The organism is Phenylobacterium sp., from assembly GCF_036563285.1.
Taxonomy (GTDB): domain Bacteria; phylum Pseudomonadota; class Alphaproteobacteria; order Caulobacterales; family Caulobacteraceae; genus Phenylobacterium.
Genome location: NZ_DATCMR010000011.1, coordinates 710321 through 723785, shown reverse-complemented (window position 1 = coordinate 723785; position 13465 = coordinate 710321). Strand labels below are relative to the sequence as shown.

Here is a 13465-nt window from a genome sequence, read left to right as displayed (position 1 = left end):
CCCACCCGGCCCGCAACATCCCGCGGGCGGGCCTAAATACGCCTGTTGGCCGCCCCGTCAAAGCGTGCGAGCGCGTGACTCAGTTTCGCAGGCGCGGAGGGCTCGCGGGGATCGAGATCGATCGCCGGCAGGGTGACGTCCAGGATGGTCTCGGTCCGGGGATCGGGGAGGCGCTCAGGCGCGGCGCAGCGGACCACCAGCGCCACTTCGCACAGGGGCAGGGGGTCGAGCCGGACGACGTCCAGCCCGCGCACCTCCAGGAGGCCGGCGAGCGTGTCGGGCGCGCGGCCGAACAGGCGGCCGCCCGAAGTCCAGAGCACCACCCGGTCGTCGGCGACGAGGCGGTATCCGAGGGACAGCGCCCGGATCGCCAGGTCGCTCTTGCCCGCGCCGGACGGGCCTTGGATCAGCACGCCGCGCCATGAGCCATTCGCGCGCGCCGCGATGAGACCGGCGTGGCGGATCATGTACCGGCGGCGGGCAGGACGAGGATGAAGCTGGCGCCCACGATCTTGCCCCCCCGATCCACCCGGTTCGCGGCTCGCAGGGTGCCGCCGTGCGCCTCTGCGATTTGCCGGGCGATGGAGAGCCCCAGGCCCGAGTTGCCCCCGAACGCCGCGCCCTTGGGCCGCGAGGTGTAGAACCGCTCGAAGACGGTCTCCAGGTTCTCCGGCGGGATGCCGGGGCCCTCGTCGGAGACGGTGGCCACCACCTCGTCGCGATGGCGGGCGAGCGCCACCACCACCTCCTTGTCGGCGGGCGAGAAGGAGCGGGCGTTGTCGATGAGGTTGCGGAAGATCTGCGACAGCGGGCCCTCGCGGCCGTTCACCGTCATCGGCATCATGCCGCCGGAGCTCTCCAGGCGCACCCCCACCTCGCCGGGCTTCATCGTCGCCTGGTACAGCGCCACCACGTCGGTCATCAGCCGCTCTAGGTCGATGGGCTTGGGCGAGTCGCGGGAGAGCTCGGCGTCCAGGCGCGAGGCGTTGGAGATGTCGGTGACCAGCCGGTCCAGGCGCTGCACGTCGTTCTTCAAGATCTTCAGCAGCCGGTCGCGGGCGGCGGCGTCCTTCACCAGGTCCAGGGTCTCGACGGCGGAGCGGAGCGAAGTCAGCGGATTGCGGATCTCGTGCGCCACGTCGGCGGCGAAGCGCTCGATGGCGTCCATCCGCTCGGAGAGCGCATGGGTCATGTCCTGCAGCGATCGGGTGAGGTCTCCGAGCTCGTCCTCGCGGCCCGCCAGGTCGGGCAGGCTGATGGCCCGGGCGCGCGACATGCGCACCCGGTCGGCGGCGCGGGCGAGCCTGAGCACCGGCTGGGCCACCAGGGTGTTCAGCAGCAGGCTCGACAGCAAGGTCACCCCGATGGCGATCAGGATGAAGGGGATCAGGGCCATGCGCTCGCGGGCGATGATCTCGTCCACGTCGCGGGCTTCGAGCGTCAGCACTCCCAGCACCGCCTGCACGTGCTGGATGGGGATGGAGACCGAGACCACCCGCTCGCCGTCGTCGCCGCGGCGCATCCCCGTCGGCCGGCCGCCGCGCATGGCGGCCTGCACCTCCTCGGCCAGCTCCTTGCGGGCGTCGGCGGGCGTGGGCTTGCCCCGGCCGGGCAGGTCCAGCTTCAGAGCGCCCTGCTCCTCGCGCGGGCGGGCCGGCGGCAGCTCGCGCTGCTCGACGCGGTCGGCGACCCAGTCGGAGTCGGCGATCACCCGCCCCTCCTTGTCGAACAGGCGCGCGCGCTGGTTCTGCGGGTTGGCGAGCATCTGCAGCAGCAGGCTCGCGTAGGTCGCATCCATCGCCGGCTCCGGCTCGCCAACCGTGGCGGCCTGGTCGATGATGGTGGCGATCAGCTCCCCTTGCGTAGTCAGGCTGTCGATCCGCGCCTCCACCAGGCCGCGGCGCAGCTCGTTGAGGATCAGGGCCCCGCTGATCAGGATCGCCAGGCCAAGCACATTCAGCGCGATGATCAGCCGGCCCAGCCGCGTGCCCGGCAGGCGCAGCCTCAGGCCGCGCCGCTCCCCCCGCTCGGACGGCCGCTCGGCCGCGGCGGGCTCAGCTCTCGCGGTATCGGTAGCCGACGCCATAGAGGGTTTCGATAGCGTCGAACTCGGGGTCCACGTCCCTGAACTTCTTGCGCATGCGCTTGATGTGGCTGTCGATGGTGCGGTCGTCGACATAGACCTGGTCGTCGTAGGCCGCGTCCATGAGGTTGTCGCGGCTCTTTACGAAGCCGGGCCGCTGGGCGAGCGACTGCAGCAGCAGGAACTCGGTGACCGTCAGCTTCACAGGCCGGCCTTCCCACAGACAGTCGTGGCGGGCGGGGTCCAGGGTGAGCTTGCCCCGTTTTATGGCGCGCGAGCCTTCGGCGCCTGCGACCGCAGGCGCCCCGGGGACCGGCTCCTCGCCGTCGATCCCGGCCCGCCGCAGCACGGCCTTCACCCGCTCGATGAGCAGGCGCTGGCTGAACGGCTTGTGGATGTAGTCGTCGGCGCCCAGGTTGAAGCCGAGGATCTCGTCGATCTCCTCGTCCTTGGACGTCAGGATGATCACCGGCAGGTCGGAGGTCCGGCGCAGGCGGCGCAGCACCTCCATCCCGTCCATCCGCGGCATCTTCACGTCGAGGATGGCGAGGTCCGGCGGATCGTTCTCCAGCGCCGCCAGACCAGCCGCGCCGTCGTAGTAGGCCTTGATTGTGTGGCCGTGGCTCTCAAGGGCGAGGCTCACGGACGTGACGATGTTCTCGTCGTCGTCCACCAGGGTGATCTTGGCCATCGGGGTTTCGAAGTCTCCTCCGGAAGAAGGGTCAAGCTAGTCGTCGCCGTCCGTGGCCTCAATGGGGCGACCGCCTACGACCCCGCCGCGAGGCAACGCGCCCTTAAGTTGTTTGGGGCACAGTTCCGCGGCTCTCCAGGGGAAGTAAATGGATAACGGGCGCGTACATTTCGAGGTTTTTGTCCGGAAAAATCCCTCTTCGCCCTGGAAGCTGGAGATGGCCACCGACAGGCGTGACCTGGCGGTCAGCACCGCCGAGGAGCTCCTGAAGGAGGGCCAGGTCGCCTCCGCCAAGGTGACCAAGGAGACCCTGGACATCGAGACAGGCGAGTTCGCCACCGTCACCGTCTTCCGCGGCGGCGCCGAAGAAGCCCCCAAGAAGCGCCGCGCCACCGAAATGCCGGCGGAGCCCCTCTGCGTCACGGCGGAGGACCTCTATTCGATCCATGCGCGGACCCGCATCGGCGAGTTGCTCGAGGACTGGCTGATGCGCAAGAAGGCGACGCCCTTCGAGCTGCTGCACCGCCCGGACCTCGTGGAGCAGCTGGAAGCCGCGGGCAGCGAGCTGCAACACGCCGTCCAGAAGGTCGCGGTTCCGGAAGCCACGGCGCGCGGCCTTAACACCCACGAGCTTATGCGCGTGTTCCACCGGCTCGTGGACCGCGCCATCGACCGCCTGCGCTCCAGCCACAAGAAGGGGCTGGTCCCCTCGATCCGCCAAACCTCCGACTTCCCGGCCGCCGCCCAGCGGCTCGTCGGCCAGCCCGACGCCGCCTTCCTGCTGGGCTCCGCCGTCGCCGTGGCGATCGCGGACGGCAAGGACTGGACCGAGAAGCTCAACCACCTGCTGGACCTGGCGGACGCTGCGCCCGCCGAGGCCGGCCCTGCCCGCAATCTCGCCATGACCGTGCTGGAGCAGCCGCTGGCCGAAATCCTCGGCTCCCGCGCCGGCCTGGACGGCATCGTCGGCAAGAGCGCCCACCTGGGCGGCTCCCTGGCCGCCCTGACCCGCTTGGCCGCAGCCGAGGCGGTGGAGCTGCTGATCAAGGTCGAGCGCTCGGTGTCGCGCGTGATGCCGGAGTTCTCGCCGGAGGCCCAGCGCCTCGGCAGATGGCTGGCGTCGGAGGACTTTAACGAGGTCCGCACCGCGCTCGGCAAGCGCATCGTGGCCGAGCTGAACGGGCCGCGTCGCCTTTGCCCCGGCGACGCCGAGACCGAGATTCACGTGCTGCGGGCGCTCGCCATGTCGCTGACCGCCGCGGCCGGCAAGCTCCTGGCGGCCGAGGACGTGGCCGCCGCCTTCTCCGTACGCTCCAAGATGCTGATCGCCGGCGATTTCGTGGAAGCCTACCTCGGCCCGGGTAAGACCGCCCGCGAGGAGGCCGAGGCTCTGGTCTGGCTGGCCGAGAATGTCATCGGCGCCGCCAACAAGCGCCACGCGGCCCGCTGGCTGCACGCCGTCATCGTCAACCTGCGCTTCGAGAAGGAGGCGCTCGGCAACCTTGAGACGCCCCCCGTGCGTCTGCAGGGCCTGGCCGCGCTGCACCGCGCCGTCGGCCGCTGCGGCCTGGCGCCGGAGGACTCCGGCCCGGTCCGGGACTACCTGGGCGAGCTGGGCGGCCGCATCGAGGCCGAGGCCCGGCTGATCGCCGCCCTGGCTGCAGCCAGCGCTCCGGCGGTCCAGAAGCTTTCCTACCTGCTCCGCCTCGCCAGCGGCGAGACCGCCCCGCCGGGGCCTGCGGCCGATCGTGCGCGCAACGAGGCGCTGAAGCTGGTCCGCGACGACGGCCTGCGCGCCGAGCTTTCCAAGGACGCCGCCCAGATGGAGGCCGTGCGCGAGCTCATCCATAGCGCCGGCCTGGCGGCCTAGACCCAGATGGACCCGCTCGTCCACTACGAGGTCTTCATTCGCACGAGCCCGACGTCACGTTGGGCCCTGGAGATCGCGACCGATCAGCCGCACATCGCGCTCTCGACGGCCGAGGACCTGGTGAAGAGCGGCCGCGTGGCCGGAGCCATGGTCACCAAGGAGACCTTCAACGAGAAGAACTGCACCTTCCAGTCCGAGACCCTGTTCAAGGAGGCGGTGGAGGGCGCCACGCGCAAGGCGACGCTGGGAGACTGGGACCCACTCTGCGGCAGCCCGGACGACCTCTACACCGATCGCGCCCGCGAGCGCATCGCCGGTCTGATCGAGAGTTGGCTGGCGCGCAACCACGTCACCCCCTTCGAGCTGCTGCACAATGCCGGCGTGGTCGAGCAGCTGGAGGCCGCCAGCACCGAGCTGCAGCACGCCATCCAGAAATTCGCCATCGCCGAGGTGCAGATCCGCGGAGGCGTCACCCACGAGATGATCCGACGGGTGCAGGGCCTGCTGGCCGGGGCCGGCAGCCGGCTGCGGCGCCACGCACAAGCCGGCGTCGTCAAGGCCGAGCCCGGCGGCTTCGGCGCCCTGGCCATCTCGCTGGCTGGCAAGCCCGAGGACGAGTTCCTGCTGGGCCTGTCGGTCGCCGCCGCCAGCGCGGGCGCCGGATCGTGGCGCGAAAAGGCGAAGATCCTGCTCGACCTGCTGCAGGCCGCACCCGTGGAAGGCCCCGGCCGCGACCTGGCCCTGTCCGTCCTCGACCAGCCGCTGGCCGAGATGCTGACCTCCAGCGCCGCCTTACAGGCCCTGGTGGGCGATTGCGACGACCTCGGCGGGGCGCTTATCGCGCTGGCCCGCCTGATCATTCCCGAGGCCGTCGAACAGGCTGCGGAAACCGACCCGCAGATACGCCGCGTCATCCCGCAGCTCTCGGCCGAGGCCGCCCGCCTGGCCGCCCTGCTGACCGCGGACGAGCTCAAGAGGGCCCGCGCCGCGGCCGCGAAGCGGGTGCTCGGCGACCTGCACGGCCACAAGCGGCTGCGGCCGTCCAATGCCGCGGACGAGATCATGGTGCTTCGCGCACTGGCCATGTCGCTGACCGCGGCGGCCGGGGCCCTGCTGCCCGAGGAGGACCTGCTGGCGGCGCTGGGTTCGCGCTCGCGCACCCTGCTCTCCAGCGACTTCCTCGACGCCTACCTGGGCGAAGGCCGCTCGGCCCGGCACGAGGCGGAATCCCTGCTCTGGTTGGCGCAGAACGTCATCGGCACGGCCAACAAGCGGCGCGCCGCGCGTCTCCTGCAAGGTTCGGTCTTCGGCCTGAAGTTCGAGACAGAGACGCTCGCCGCCGCTCAGGGGCCCGCGGCGCAGCTTGCCAGCCTCGCCGCCCTGCAAAGGGCGGTGGCCGCCAGCAGCCTCCCGCGCGCCGACGCCAACGCCATCGAACAGAAGCTGGGGCAGCTCGGCGGCAAGCTGGAGGCCAAGGCCAACCTGGTGGCCGCTCTGGTCCGCTCGAACGTCTCGGCGGTCCAGAAGCTCACCTATCTGCTGCGGCTCGCCGCCGGCGAGACGGCGCCGCTGGGCCTCGCCTCCGACCGCGCCCGCACCGAAGCCATGAAGCTCGTGCGCGAAGACGAGCTCCGCGCCGAGCTTTCACGCGACGAGGGGCAGGTAGCCGTGGTCAGGGACCTGATCCAGCAGGCCGGCCTGGCGGCCTAGAGCCCCAGCGCCTCTTTCAGCGCCGCGACCACCGTCGCCACGTCCTCGTCGGCCATGCCCGGATAGAGCGGCAGGGTCAGGCAGCGCGCGTACCAGGCTTCTGCGCCCGGCAGCTCCAGGGGGCCGTAACGCGCCCTATAGTACGGCTGGCGGTGGACCGGGATGTAGTGGACCTGGCTGCCGACGCCGCGCGCCTTCAAGGCCTCGACCACCTCGAGCCGGGTGCGTCCCGCGGCCTGGAAGTCGATCAGCACGGTCATCAGGTGCAGGACGGGGTCGCTCCAGCCTGGCGAGGCGGCGGGCCTGACCAGCGGCGCCAGCGGCGCCAGCGCGGTTTCGTACCGCTTTGCGATCTCGCGCCGGCGCGCGGCGAACCTCGGGAGCTTGGCCAGCTGCGAGAGGCCTAGCGCGCAGAGGATGTCCGGCAGGCGGTAGTTGAAGCCGGGCTCCGGCATCTCGTACCACCAGGGCTCGCAGCCCTGCGGCCGCACCATGCCGTGGCTGCGCATCACCCTCAGCCGTTCGGCAATCGCCGGATCGCTGGTGGTGACCATTCCACCCTCGCCGGTGGCGATGGTCTTCACCGGGTGGAAGGAGAAGGTCGCCATGGCCGAATGGCGCACATCGCCGACAGTCTCCGTCTGATTGCCGAAAGTCATCGTCGTTCCGAGCGCGTGGGGCGCGTCCTCGACGAGCACGGCCCCGGCGTCGCGGGCGACCCCCGCCAGACCCGGCAAGTCGCAGGCGTCGCCGCGCAGGTGGACCGGCAGAACGGCGCGCACCTTGCCGACACCAGGGCGGCGCAGGGCGTCCCGCAGGGCGTCGGGCGTCATCAGCCCGGTGTCCGGGTCAACGTCGGCGAAGATCACCTCGCCGCCGACGTAGCGAGCGCAGTTGGCCGTCGCCAGGAAGGTGATTGAGGGGACCACCACGTGCTCGTCCGGCTGCAGGTCGAGCGCCAGCATGGCCAGGTGCAGGGCCGCGGTGCCGTTGGCGCAGGCCACGGCGTGCTTGGCCCCCACCGCCTCCGCGAAGGCGGCTTCGAACCGGTCGACCAGCGGCCCGGTGGTGAGGAAGTCCGCCTGCAGCGCCTCGGCCACCGCCGCGATGTCGTCGGCCTCGATGAGCTGTCGGCCGTAGGGGATCATGCGTCGCTGGCGCGGCGGCGGCGCTGCACCGGGGCCGCCTCGCCCAGCAGCTTCAGCAGTCCCTCGCCCGAGAGCCACTCGTCGTTGGTGTCCGACGCGTAGGAGAAGCCCTCCGGCAGCGGCTTGCCGTCCAGGTGCTCGCGCGCGTACTCGGCGAACGCCGGCTCGATGGCGTAGCGGTCGCCGAGGTCCACGGTTGTGCGCGCGTCGTCGGCCGAGATCATCATCTCGTGCAGCTTCTCGCCGGGGCGGATGCCGATCACCTTGATCCGGCACCCCGGCGCCATGGCCTCGGCGAGGTCGGTCATCCGCATGGAGGGGATCTTCGGCACGAAGATCTCGCCGCCGCGCATAATCGACAGCGACGACAGCACGAACTCCACGCCCTGGTTCAGGGTGATCCAGAACCGCGTCATCCGCTCGTCGGTGATCGGCAGCTCCGTCACGCCCTTGGCGATCAGCCGCTGGTAGAGCGGGGCGACGGAGCCCCTCGAGCCCACCACGTTGCCGTAGCGGACCACGGCGAAGCGGGTGCCGATGTCGCCGGAGAGGTTGTTGGCCGCCACGAAGGTCTTGTCGGAGGCGAGCTTCGTGGCGCCGTAGAGGTTGATCGGGTTGCAGGCCTTGTCGGTGGAGAGCGCCACCACCTGCTTCACCCGATTGTTCAGGGCCGCCCAGACCACGTTCTCGGCGCCCATGATGTTGGTGTGGATGCACTCCGATGGGTTGTACTCGGCGGCCGGCACCTGCTTCAGGGCCGCGGCATGGATGACGATGTCGACGCCGCGCAGCGCCAGGGTCAGCCGCTCGCGGTCGCGCACGTCCCCCAGGAAGAACCGCATGTGCGAGAGCGCGTCGCCGCCGAACCGCTCGGCGAGGTCCATCTGCATCTCGCTCTGCTTCAGCTCGTCGCGGGAATAGACGATCAGCTTCCGCGGCTTGGCGCGGCAGAGAACGGTTTCGACGAAACGGCGGCCGAACGAGCCGGTGCCGCCGGTGACCAGCACCACCTTGCCGTCGAGGTCGAGTTTAGTCGGGGCGAATCTCATCTGGAGGGCAGTGTCGGCCGTCGGACGTAAAGAGAGCGCTAACCATGTTTGGGCAGTCTTGCCGCATGGACCGCCGCCTGTTCCTGGCCTTCGCCATGGCCGCCCTGCCCGCGCTCGCCCACGCCTGGGGCGGCGAGGACCCGAAGAAGCGCGGCGGCGGCTCGAGCTACCTGGTCGTCCAGACCCTGGTCGGCACGACCATGAAGGGCGCCAAGCGGGGCGTGCTGACGGTGGAGTGCGGCCTCGACGTCCAGGACGGCAATCTGCGCGAGCGGGTGAAGCAGTCCATGCCCAGGCTCCGCTCGGCCTACGCCAGCACCGTTCAGACGTACGCGGCCGGGCTCACCCCGGGCGTCCCGCCCAACGCCGACTTCCTGGCCCGCACACTGCAGAAGGACACCGACGCCGTCCTCGGCCGGCCCGGCGCGAAGCTGCTGGTCGGCGCGATCCTGGTGAACTAGCGCCTCACATCGCGCTGATGCCGCCGTCGAGCTTCAGCTCGGCGCCGGTCATGAACTTGCTCTCGTCGGAGGCGAGGTAGAGGACCGCGTTGGCGATATCGTCGGGCTCGCCGATGTGCCCGAGCGGGATCTGCCGGGCGAGCTTGGCGTCGGCCACTTCCTTGCCGAACTGCTGGCGCAGCGGGTCGAGGATCGGCGTGTCGATGAAGGTCGGGTGGATCGAGTTCGACCGGATGTCGAGGCCCTGCTTGGCGCAGTGCAGCGCGATGCCCTTCGAGAGCAGCCACACCGCGGCTTTCGAGGCGTTGTAGGCCGGCGAGTTGTGGGCGGCGATCAGGCCCGCGATCGAGCTGATGTTGATGATCGAGCCGGGCTGGTTCTGGCGCAGGTACTTGAGCGCGTACTTGGTCCCGAGGAAGACGGAGTCCTCGTTCACGGCCTGCACGAGCTTCCAGTCCTCGTAGCTGAGCTGCTCGATGTTGCCGCCGCGGCTGATGCCCGCGTTGTTCACCAGGACCGAGATGCCGCCCATGGCCGCGTCGGCCTCCTCCAGGGCGAAGATCCACTGGTCTTCCTTGGTGACGTCGAGCGGGAAGGCGAACGCGGTCCCCGCCCCGTGCGCGGCGTCGATCTCGGCGGCGACGGCCCTGGCGCCCTCGTGGTTGATGTCGCCGATGGAGACCTTGGCGCCCTCCGCCGCCAGCTTGCGCGCCATGGCGGCGCCCAGACCCTGGGCCCCGCCGGAGATGAAAGCCTTCTTGCCCGCGACCCGTCCTGCCATCCGATCCTCCCTCAGCCTCCCGCCGCCTCGTCCATGAAGCTCGCCAGCGTGACGTCCAGCTCGGTCACCCCGTCGGCGTCGTGGGTGGCGAGCGTCACCTCGACCCGATTGTAGACGTTGAACCATTCCGGATGGTGGTCGAGCTTCTCGGCCATCAGGGCGACGCGCGTCATGAAGCCGAAGGCGGCGTTGAAATCCTTGAAGCGGTAGCTGCGGGCGATCGCATCGCGGCCGCCCTCCACATTGGTCCAGCCGGGGAGCCGCGCAAGCGCCGCTTCGGCGCCGATCTTCTGCGGCCGGCTCATGCGCCAGCCTCGGCGTCGAAGGTCAGGCCCGTGGCGGCGGAGAGCTCGGCGAGCGTCTGGTCGACATCGACCACCTTGATGGCCTTCATACCCAGCTGGGCGGCCGGCTTGCAGTTGATGCCGAGGTCGTCGAGGTAGACGCAGGCGGCGGGCTCCACGGCCAGCAGCTCGCACATCATTATGTAAATGCGCGGGTCCGGCTTGCGGACGCCAGCCTTGCTGCTCTCGATGACGGCGTCGAAGTAGGGCAGCACCTGGCCCATGGCGCCGGCCGCCTGCTGGACCTCGTTCTGGCCGGGGCTGTGCATCGAGACCACGTTGTTGGTGATGCAGCCAACCTTGAAGCCTGCCGCCTTGCAGGCCTTCAGCGCGGCGACCATCCGCGGCCGCAGCTCCCCCGACAGCTTCGGCAGGACATCGGCGCCGCGGATGCCGAAGCCCAACGCCGTGGACTCCTCGAGGAACAGCTGGTCGAAGCGCTCCGGGTCGATCTCGTTGCGCTCGAAGAGGGCCCAGGCGTTGTCGTGGTGGTTCGTCGCGTTCACCCGGCGGATGTGGTCCTTCGGCGCGCCGAGCTCCGCCTCCAGACGATTGAAGGCCTCGAACGGCGAGGAGGTGAAGACCCCGCCGAAATCCCAGATCACCGCCTCGACCGCCATCGCGCACTCCGAACCTGCGGCCGCGGACGCTAGAGACGCCGGCCGGAGCGTGCAAGTAAGGGCGCGATGCTGCCCCACAGGCTTCCCCGTCCCCTGCGCCTGGCGCTCTATGCGCTGGCCAGCGCCGTGCTGCTCTACATCTGCCTGGCGCCCACTGACGCGCTTCCCCAGCCGAACCTCAGCGACAAGGTGGAGCATGCGGCCGGCTGGTTCGTCCTGACGGCCCTGGGCCTCACGCTGAGCCCGAGGCGGCCGCGGGCGATCGCCGCCTACAGCCTCGGGCTGGCGCTGGCGATCGAGATGCTGCAGGCGATCATGCCGCTCGGCCGCAACGGCGACTGGCGCGACTTCGTCGCCGACGCCATCGGGGTGGCCGCCGCCTTCCTGGCCGCTGCAGCGGTCCGGGCCATCCTGGGGTCGCGGATTCCATGAGCCCTCCGCCCTTCATCTTCCTCGCCACGCCCTGCCATGGCGGTCAGGTGGCGATCCACTACCTGCGCTCGACACTGGGCCTGCAGGGCGCCTGCCGCGCCCGCGGGGTTGGCCTGCACGTGGAACTGCTGGACAACGACCCGCTGGTGGTCCGCGCCCGCAGCCGGCTCGCCGCCCGCTTCCTCGCCCACCCGCACGCCACCCATCTGCTGTTCTGCGACGCCGACATCGGCTTCGGCCCGGAGAACGCCTTTCGGCTGCTGGACAGCGGCAAGGACGTCGCCGCCGCCGTCTGTCCCGTGAAGCACATCGACTGGGAGAAGGTTCGAGCCGCGGCGCAGGGCGGGGCCGCCGACCTGATGGCTGCGGGTCTCGGCTACGTGGTCGGCTTCCTGCCGACGCGGGACAATTCGGTGGAGATCGAGGATGGCCTGGCGAAGGTAGCCTACGGCGGCACCGGGTTCCTGATGATCCGCCGGGAGGCGCTGGAGCGGGTGGTCGAGGCTCATCCCGAGCTGATGACGCATATCGGCGACGTGGAGCCCGCGACACCGACGGTCCCGATGGTGTTCGAGACCATGGTCGAGCCCGAGACCGGCCGATATCTCTCGGAGGACTACGCCTTCTGCCGCCGCTGGCGCGACCTTGGCGGAGAGATCTGGGCCGACGTTGAGGCCAGGCTCACCCACGTCGGGCTCGCGGCCTACGAGGGGCAGCTCAAGGCGCGGCTGAGGCCCGCCTGACTACTCCGCCGGCGCCGTCGCGGCCACGTGACCTCCACCCTCACGCCGCGCGGCCAGCGCAGCGCGGGTAGCCTCGTAGCTCTGCCGACTGATGTTGTACTTGGCGTAGAAGATGATCGCGAAGAACCCCGGGATCATCGCCACGGCGCTGTCCGCCCAGGCGAGGTTGGTGAGGGTCTCCGGCGGGATACTACCGGGCTTGGCCTTCTCCGGAAAGGCGATCACCGACAGCACGACCCCGACCAGCGCCGTGCCGACCGCCTGATCGATCTTCGCCGCCAGGGCGCGGGTGGAGTAGAGGACGCCCTCCTGCCGGTGGCCGAACCTCAGCTCGTTCTCGTCGGCAATGTCGGCGAGCGCCGAGGTGGTGCTGATCTGCAGCACGCTGATCGCGCCGTACTGCACGGCGGCGAATGCGATGAGGATCCACAACAGACCGGGGGTCTCGGGCGTCAGGATGCCGGCGATCCCCAAGAACAGCGGGATGGGGGGAACGATGGTGTAGGCGGCGACGGCCCAGATGATCGTCCGCTTCTTGTCGATCTTCCCGTGCAGACGGGGCGCGATCAGGAAGGCGGTCGCGTAGCCCACGAAGCTGCCGAGTATGAACAGGCTGATCTCGTTGGAGTTCAGGCCCCAGTAGAAGGTGTAGACGAACAGGCGCATGCCTTCGCGCAGCCCGATCATCATCATCAGGAAGAAGTAGCCGATCAGCAGCCAGACGTAGTTGATGTTCCGCAGCGCCTTCCAGACGTCGCGGATGAACTCCCTGGGGCTGAAGCCGGGGTGGTCGGCGGCCGGCTTGGGCAGCAACGGGATACGGTCCTTGGTGAACCAGGCCGAGGCGAACAGGATGACCAGCGCGGCCGCGGAAATCGCGAAGGCGAAGCTGGGATAGGGGTCCGGATTGAGGACGCCGCGGGGGAATTCCGGCGTGGCCTTGAAGAAGATTCGCAGGGCGAGGAAGGTCGTGAGCGCCCCGCCGGCCCAGTAGAAGAAGCTGTTGTAGGCCATCACCTTGGACCGCTCGGTGTAGTGCGGCGACAGCTCGCCGCCGAGCGCCAGGTGCGGCGTGTGGAAGAAGGTCATCGCCTGGCGCAGCAGGATCACCGCGCCGGCCAGCCAGATCGCCAATCCCGTCTCTCCCAGCCCCTTCGGCGGCGCGAAGATGGCGAAAAGGCAGAGCGCCACCGGCAAGGGCGCGAAGTACATGTAGACGTGGCGCCGCCCCCATTTTGAGCGGGTGCGGTCCGACAGCGAGCCCACGACCGGGTCGGAAAGGGCGTCGAAGAACAGGCTGGCCGAGAGCGCAAGCGTCACCCATCCGGCGGGGACCCCCAGCACCTGGTTGTAGAAGAGCAGGGCGAAGCTCGACACGGAGTAGAGCGCGAGCGACTCGGCCGCACTGCCGATACCGAACGCGAGCTTGGTGCGCAGCGGCAGGCGCTCGGCGGGCGCCGCGGGGCTTTTAGCCACCATCCTGTTCCTCCCAAATGCGCTCTCGAGGGCGCTTGGGGACGAAGCGAGCCCTAA

14 protein-coding genes are annotated in these 13465 nt (G+C 69.9%); 5 read left to right on the top strand and 9 right to left on the bottom strand.

The features are described 5' to 3' along the window. Positions 1 to 32 precede the first annotated feature (32 nt). Genes VIL76_RS14275 through VIL76_RS14265 form a run of 3 tightly spaced genes read right to left on the bottom strand, consistent with a single transcriptional unit; the run spans position 33 to position 2774 of the window. On the bottom strand, positions 33 to 467 hold the full coding sequence (locus VIL76_RS14275) for an HPr kinase/phosphorylase (protein ID WP_332045699.1): 435 nt from the start codon (positions 465 to 467) through the stop codon (positions 33 to 35). After that, positions 464 to 2086: a stimulus-sensing domain-containing protein gene (locus tag VIL76_RS14270; protein WP_332045698.1), complete on the bottom strand. Its 1623-nt coding sequence runs from the start codon at positions 2084 to 2086 to the stop codon at positions 464 to 466. Before VIL76_RS14270 ends, VIL76_RS14275 begins: the two co-directional genes overlap by 4 nt. Further along, a complete protein-coding gene (locus VIL76_RS14265; protein ID WP_332045697.1) occupies positions 2055 to 2774 on the bottom strand; it encodes a response regulator transcription factor in 720 nt (239 codons plus the stop codon). The genes VIL76_RS14270 and VIL76_RS14265 overlap by 32 nt, the downstream gene beginning before the upstream one ends. Positions 2775 to 2991: 217 nt before the next feature. On the opposite strand from VIL76_RS14265, the gene VIL76_RS14260 reads away from it, so the two are divergent. Together VIL76_RS14260 and VIL76_RS14255 are read left to right on the top strand one after the other, a co-directional pair. Further along, complete coding sequence (locus VIL76_RS14260) at positions 2992 to 4644, top strand: hypothetical protein (RefSeq protein ID WP_332045696.1); 1653 nt, start codon at positions 2992 to 2994, stop codon at positions 4642 to 4644. A 6-nt stretch (positions 4645 to 4650) separates the two neighbouring features. Next, positions 4651 to 6354, top strand: coding sequence for a hypothetical protein (locus VIL76_RS14255; protein ID WP_332045695.1), 1704 nt, complete (start codon positions 4651 to 4653; stop codon positions 6352 to 6354). On the opposite strand, the gene pseC is transcribed toward VIL76_RS14255, so the two are convergent. Both pseC and pseB read right to left on the bottom strand, forming a co-directional pair. Beyond that, complete coding sequence (gene pseC / locus VIL76_RS14250; protein ID WP_332045694.1) at positions 6351 to 7502, bottom strand: UDP-4-amino-4,6-dideoxy-N-acetyl-beta-L-altrosamine transaminase; 1152 nt, start codon at positions 7500 to 7502, stop codon at positions 6351 to 6353. The genes VIL76_RS14255 and pseC overlap by 4 nt on opposite strands. Beyond that, a complete protein-coding gene (pseB, locus tag VIL76_RS14245) occupies positions 7499 to 8551 on the bottom strand; it encodes a UDP-N-acetylglucosamine 4,6-dehydratase (inverting) (protein ID WP_332045693.1) in 1053 nt (350 codons plus the stop codon). Before pseB ends, pseC begins: the two co-directional genes overlap by 4 nt. A gap of 65 nt (positions 8552 to 8616) precedes the next feature. Here pseB and VIL76_RS14240 point away from each other — a divergent pair, with 65 nt between their 5' ends. After that, positions 8617 to 9012: a Tat pathway signal protein gene (locus tag VIL76_RS14240; RefSeq protein WP_332045692.1), complete on the top strand. Its 396-nt coding sequence runs from the start codon at positions 8617 to 8619 to the stop codon at positions 9010 to 9012. A 4-nt stretch (positions 9013 to 9016) separates the two neighbouring features. Here the strand turns inward: VIL76_RS14240 and VIL76_RS14235 are convergent, their stop codons facing one another. Genes VIL76_RS14235 through VIL76_RS14225 form a run of 3 tightly spaced genes read right to left on the bottom strand, consistent with a single transcriptional unit; the run spans position 9017 to position 10757 of the window. After that, positions 9017 to 9793 (bottom strand): SDR family oxidoreductase, encoded by a 777-nt coding sequence (locus VIL76_RS14235; RefSeq protein ID WP_332045691.1) that lies wholly within the window; start codon positions 9791 to 9793, stop codon positions 9017 to 9019. An 11-nt stretch (positions 9794 to 9804) separates the two neighbouring features. Beyond that, complete coding sequence (locus tag VIL76_RS14230) at positions 9805 to 10098, bottom strand: 4a-hydroxytetrahydrobiopterin dehydratase (RefSeq protein ID WP_332045690.1); 294 nt, start codon at positions 10096 to 10098, stop codon at positions 9805 to 9807. Further along, on the bottom strand, positions 10095 to 10757 hold the full coding sequence (locus tag VIL76_RS14225; protein ID WP_332045689.1) for an HAD-IA family hydrolase: 663 nt from the start codon (positions 10755 to 10757) through the stop codon (positions 10095 to 10097). The genes VIL76_RS14230 and VIL76_RS14225 overlap by 4 nt, the downstream gene beginning before the upstream one ends. Positions 10758 to 10823: 66 nt before the next feature. Between VIL76_RS14225 and VIL76_RS14220 the strand changes: the two genes are divergently transcribed. Together VIL76_RS14220 and VIL76_RS14215 are read left to right on the top strand one after the other, a co-directional pair. Beyond that, on the top strand, positions 10824 to 11189 hold the full coding sequence (locus VIL76_RS14220; RefSeq protein WP_332045688.1) for a VanZ family protein: 366 nt from the start codon (positions 10824 to 10826) through the stop codon (positions 11187 to 11189). After that, complete coding sequence (locus tag VIL76_RS14215) at positions 11186 to 11932, top strand: hypothetical protein (RefSeq protein WP_332045687.1); 747 nt, start codon at positions 11186 to 11188, stop codon at positions 11930 to 11932. Before VIL76_RS14220 ends, VIL76_RS14215 begins: the two co-directional genes overlap by 4 nt. Here VIL76_RS14215 and VIL76_RS14210 read toward each other — a convergent pair whose 3' ends face one another. Then, positions 11933 to 13411, bottom strand: coding sequence for an MFS transporter (locus VIL76_RS14210; protein WP_332045686.1), 1479 nt, complete (start codon positions 13409 to 13411; stop codon positions 11933 to 11935). Between the last annotated feature and the right edge of the window lie 54 nt (positions 13412 to 13465).

Coding starts and splice junctions, on each gene's coding strand:
- VIL76_RS14235 (WP_332045691.1), bottom strand. CDS start 9,793: ATGGCAGGACGGGTCGCGGGCAAGAAGGCTTTCATCTCCGGCGGGGCC.
- VIL76_RS14255 (WP_332045695.1), top strand. CDS start 4,651: ATGGACCCGCTCGTCCACTACGAGGTCTTCATTCGCACGAGCCCGACG.
- VIL76_RS14210 (WP_332045686.1), bottom strand. CDS start 13,411: ATGGTGGCTAAAAGCCCCGCGGCGCCCGCCGAGCGCCTGCCGCTGCGC.
- VIL76_RS14220 (WP_332045688.1), top strand. CDS start 10,824: ATGCTGCCCCACAGGCTTCCCCGTCCCCTGCGCCTGGCGCTCTATGCG.
- VIL76_RS14240 (WP_332045692.1), top strand. CDS start 8,617: ATGGACCGCCGCCTGTTCCTGGCCTTCGCCATGGCCGCCCTGCCCGCG.
- VIL76_RS14270 (WP_332045698.1), bottom strand. CDS start 2,086: ATGGCGTCGGCTACCGATACCGCGAGAGCTGAGCCCGCCGCGGCCGAG.
- VIL76_RS14260 (WP_332045696.1), top strand. CDS start 2,992: ATGGCCACCGACAGGCGTGACCTGGCGGTCAGCACCGCCGAGGAGCTC.
- VIL76_RS14275 (WP_332045699.1), bottom strand. CDS start 467: ATGATCCGCCACGCCGGTCTCATCGCGGCGCGCGCGAATGGCTCATGG.
- VIL76_RS14225 (WP_332045689.1), bottom strand. CDS start 10,757: ATGGCGGTCGAGGCGGTGATCTGGGATTTCGGCGGGGTCTTCACCTCC.
- VIL76_RS14230 (WP_332045690.1), bottom strand. CDS start 10,098: ATGAGCCGGCCGCAGAAGATCGGCGCCGAAGCGGCGCTTGCGCGGCTC.
- VIL76_RS14215 (WP_332045687.1), top strand. CDS start 11,186: ATGAGCCCTCCGCCCTTCATCTTCCTCGCCACGCCCTGCCATGGCGGT.
- pseC (WP_332045694.1), bottom strand. CDS start 7,502: ATGATCCCCTACGGCCGACAGCTCATCGAGGCCGACGACATCGCGGCG.
- pseB (WP_332045693.1), bottom strand. CDS start 8,551: ATGAGATTCGCCCCGACTAAACTCGACCTCGACGGCAAGGTGGTGCTG.
- VIL76_RS14265 (WP_332045697.1), bottom strand. CDS start 2,774: ATGGCCAAGATCACCCTGGTGGACGACGACGAGAACATCGTCACGTCC.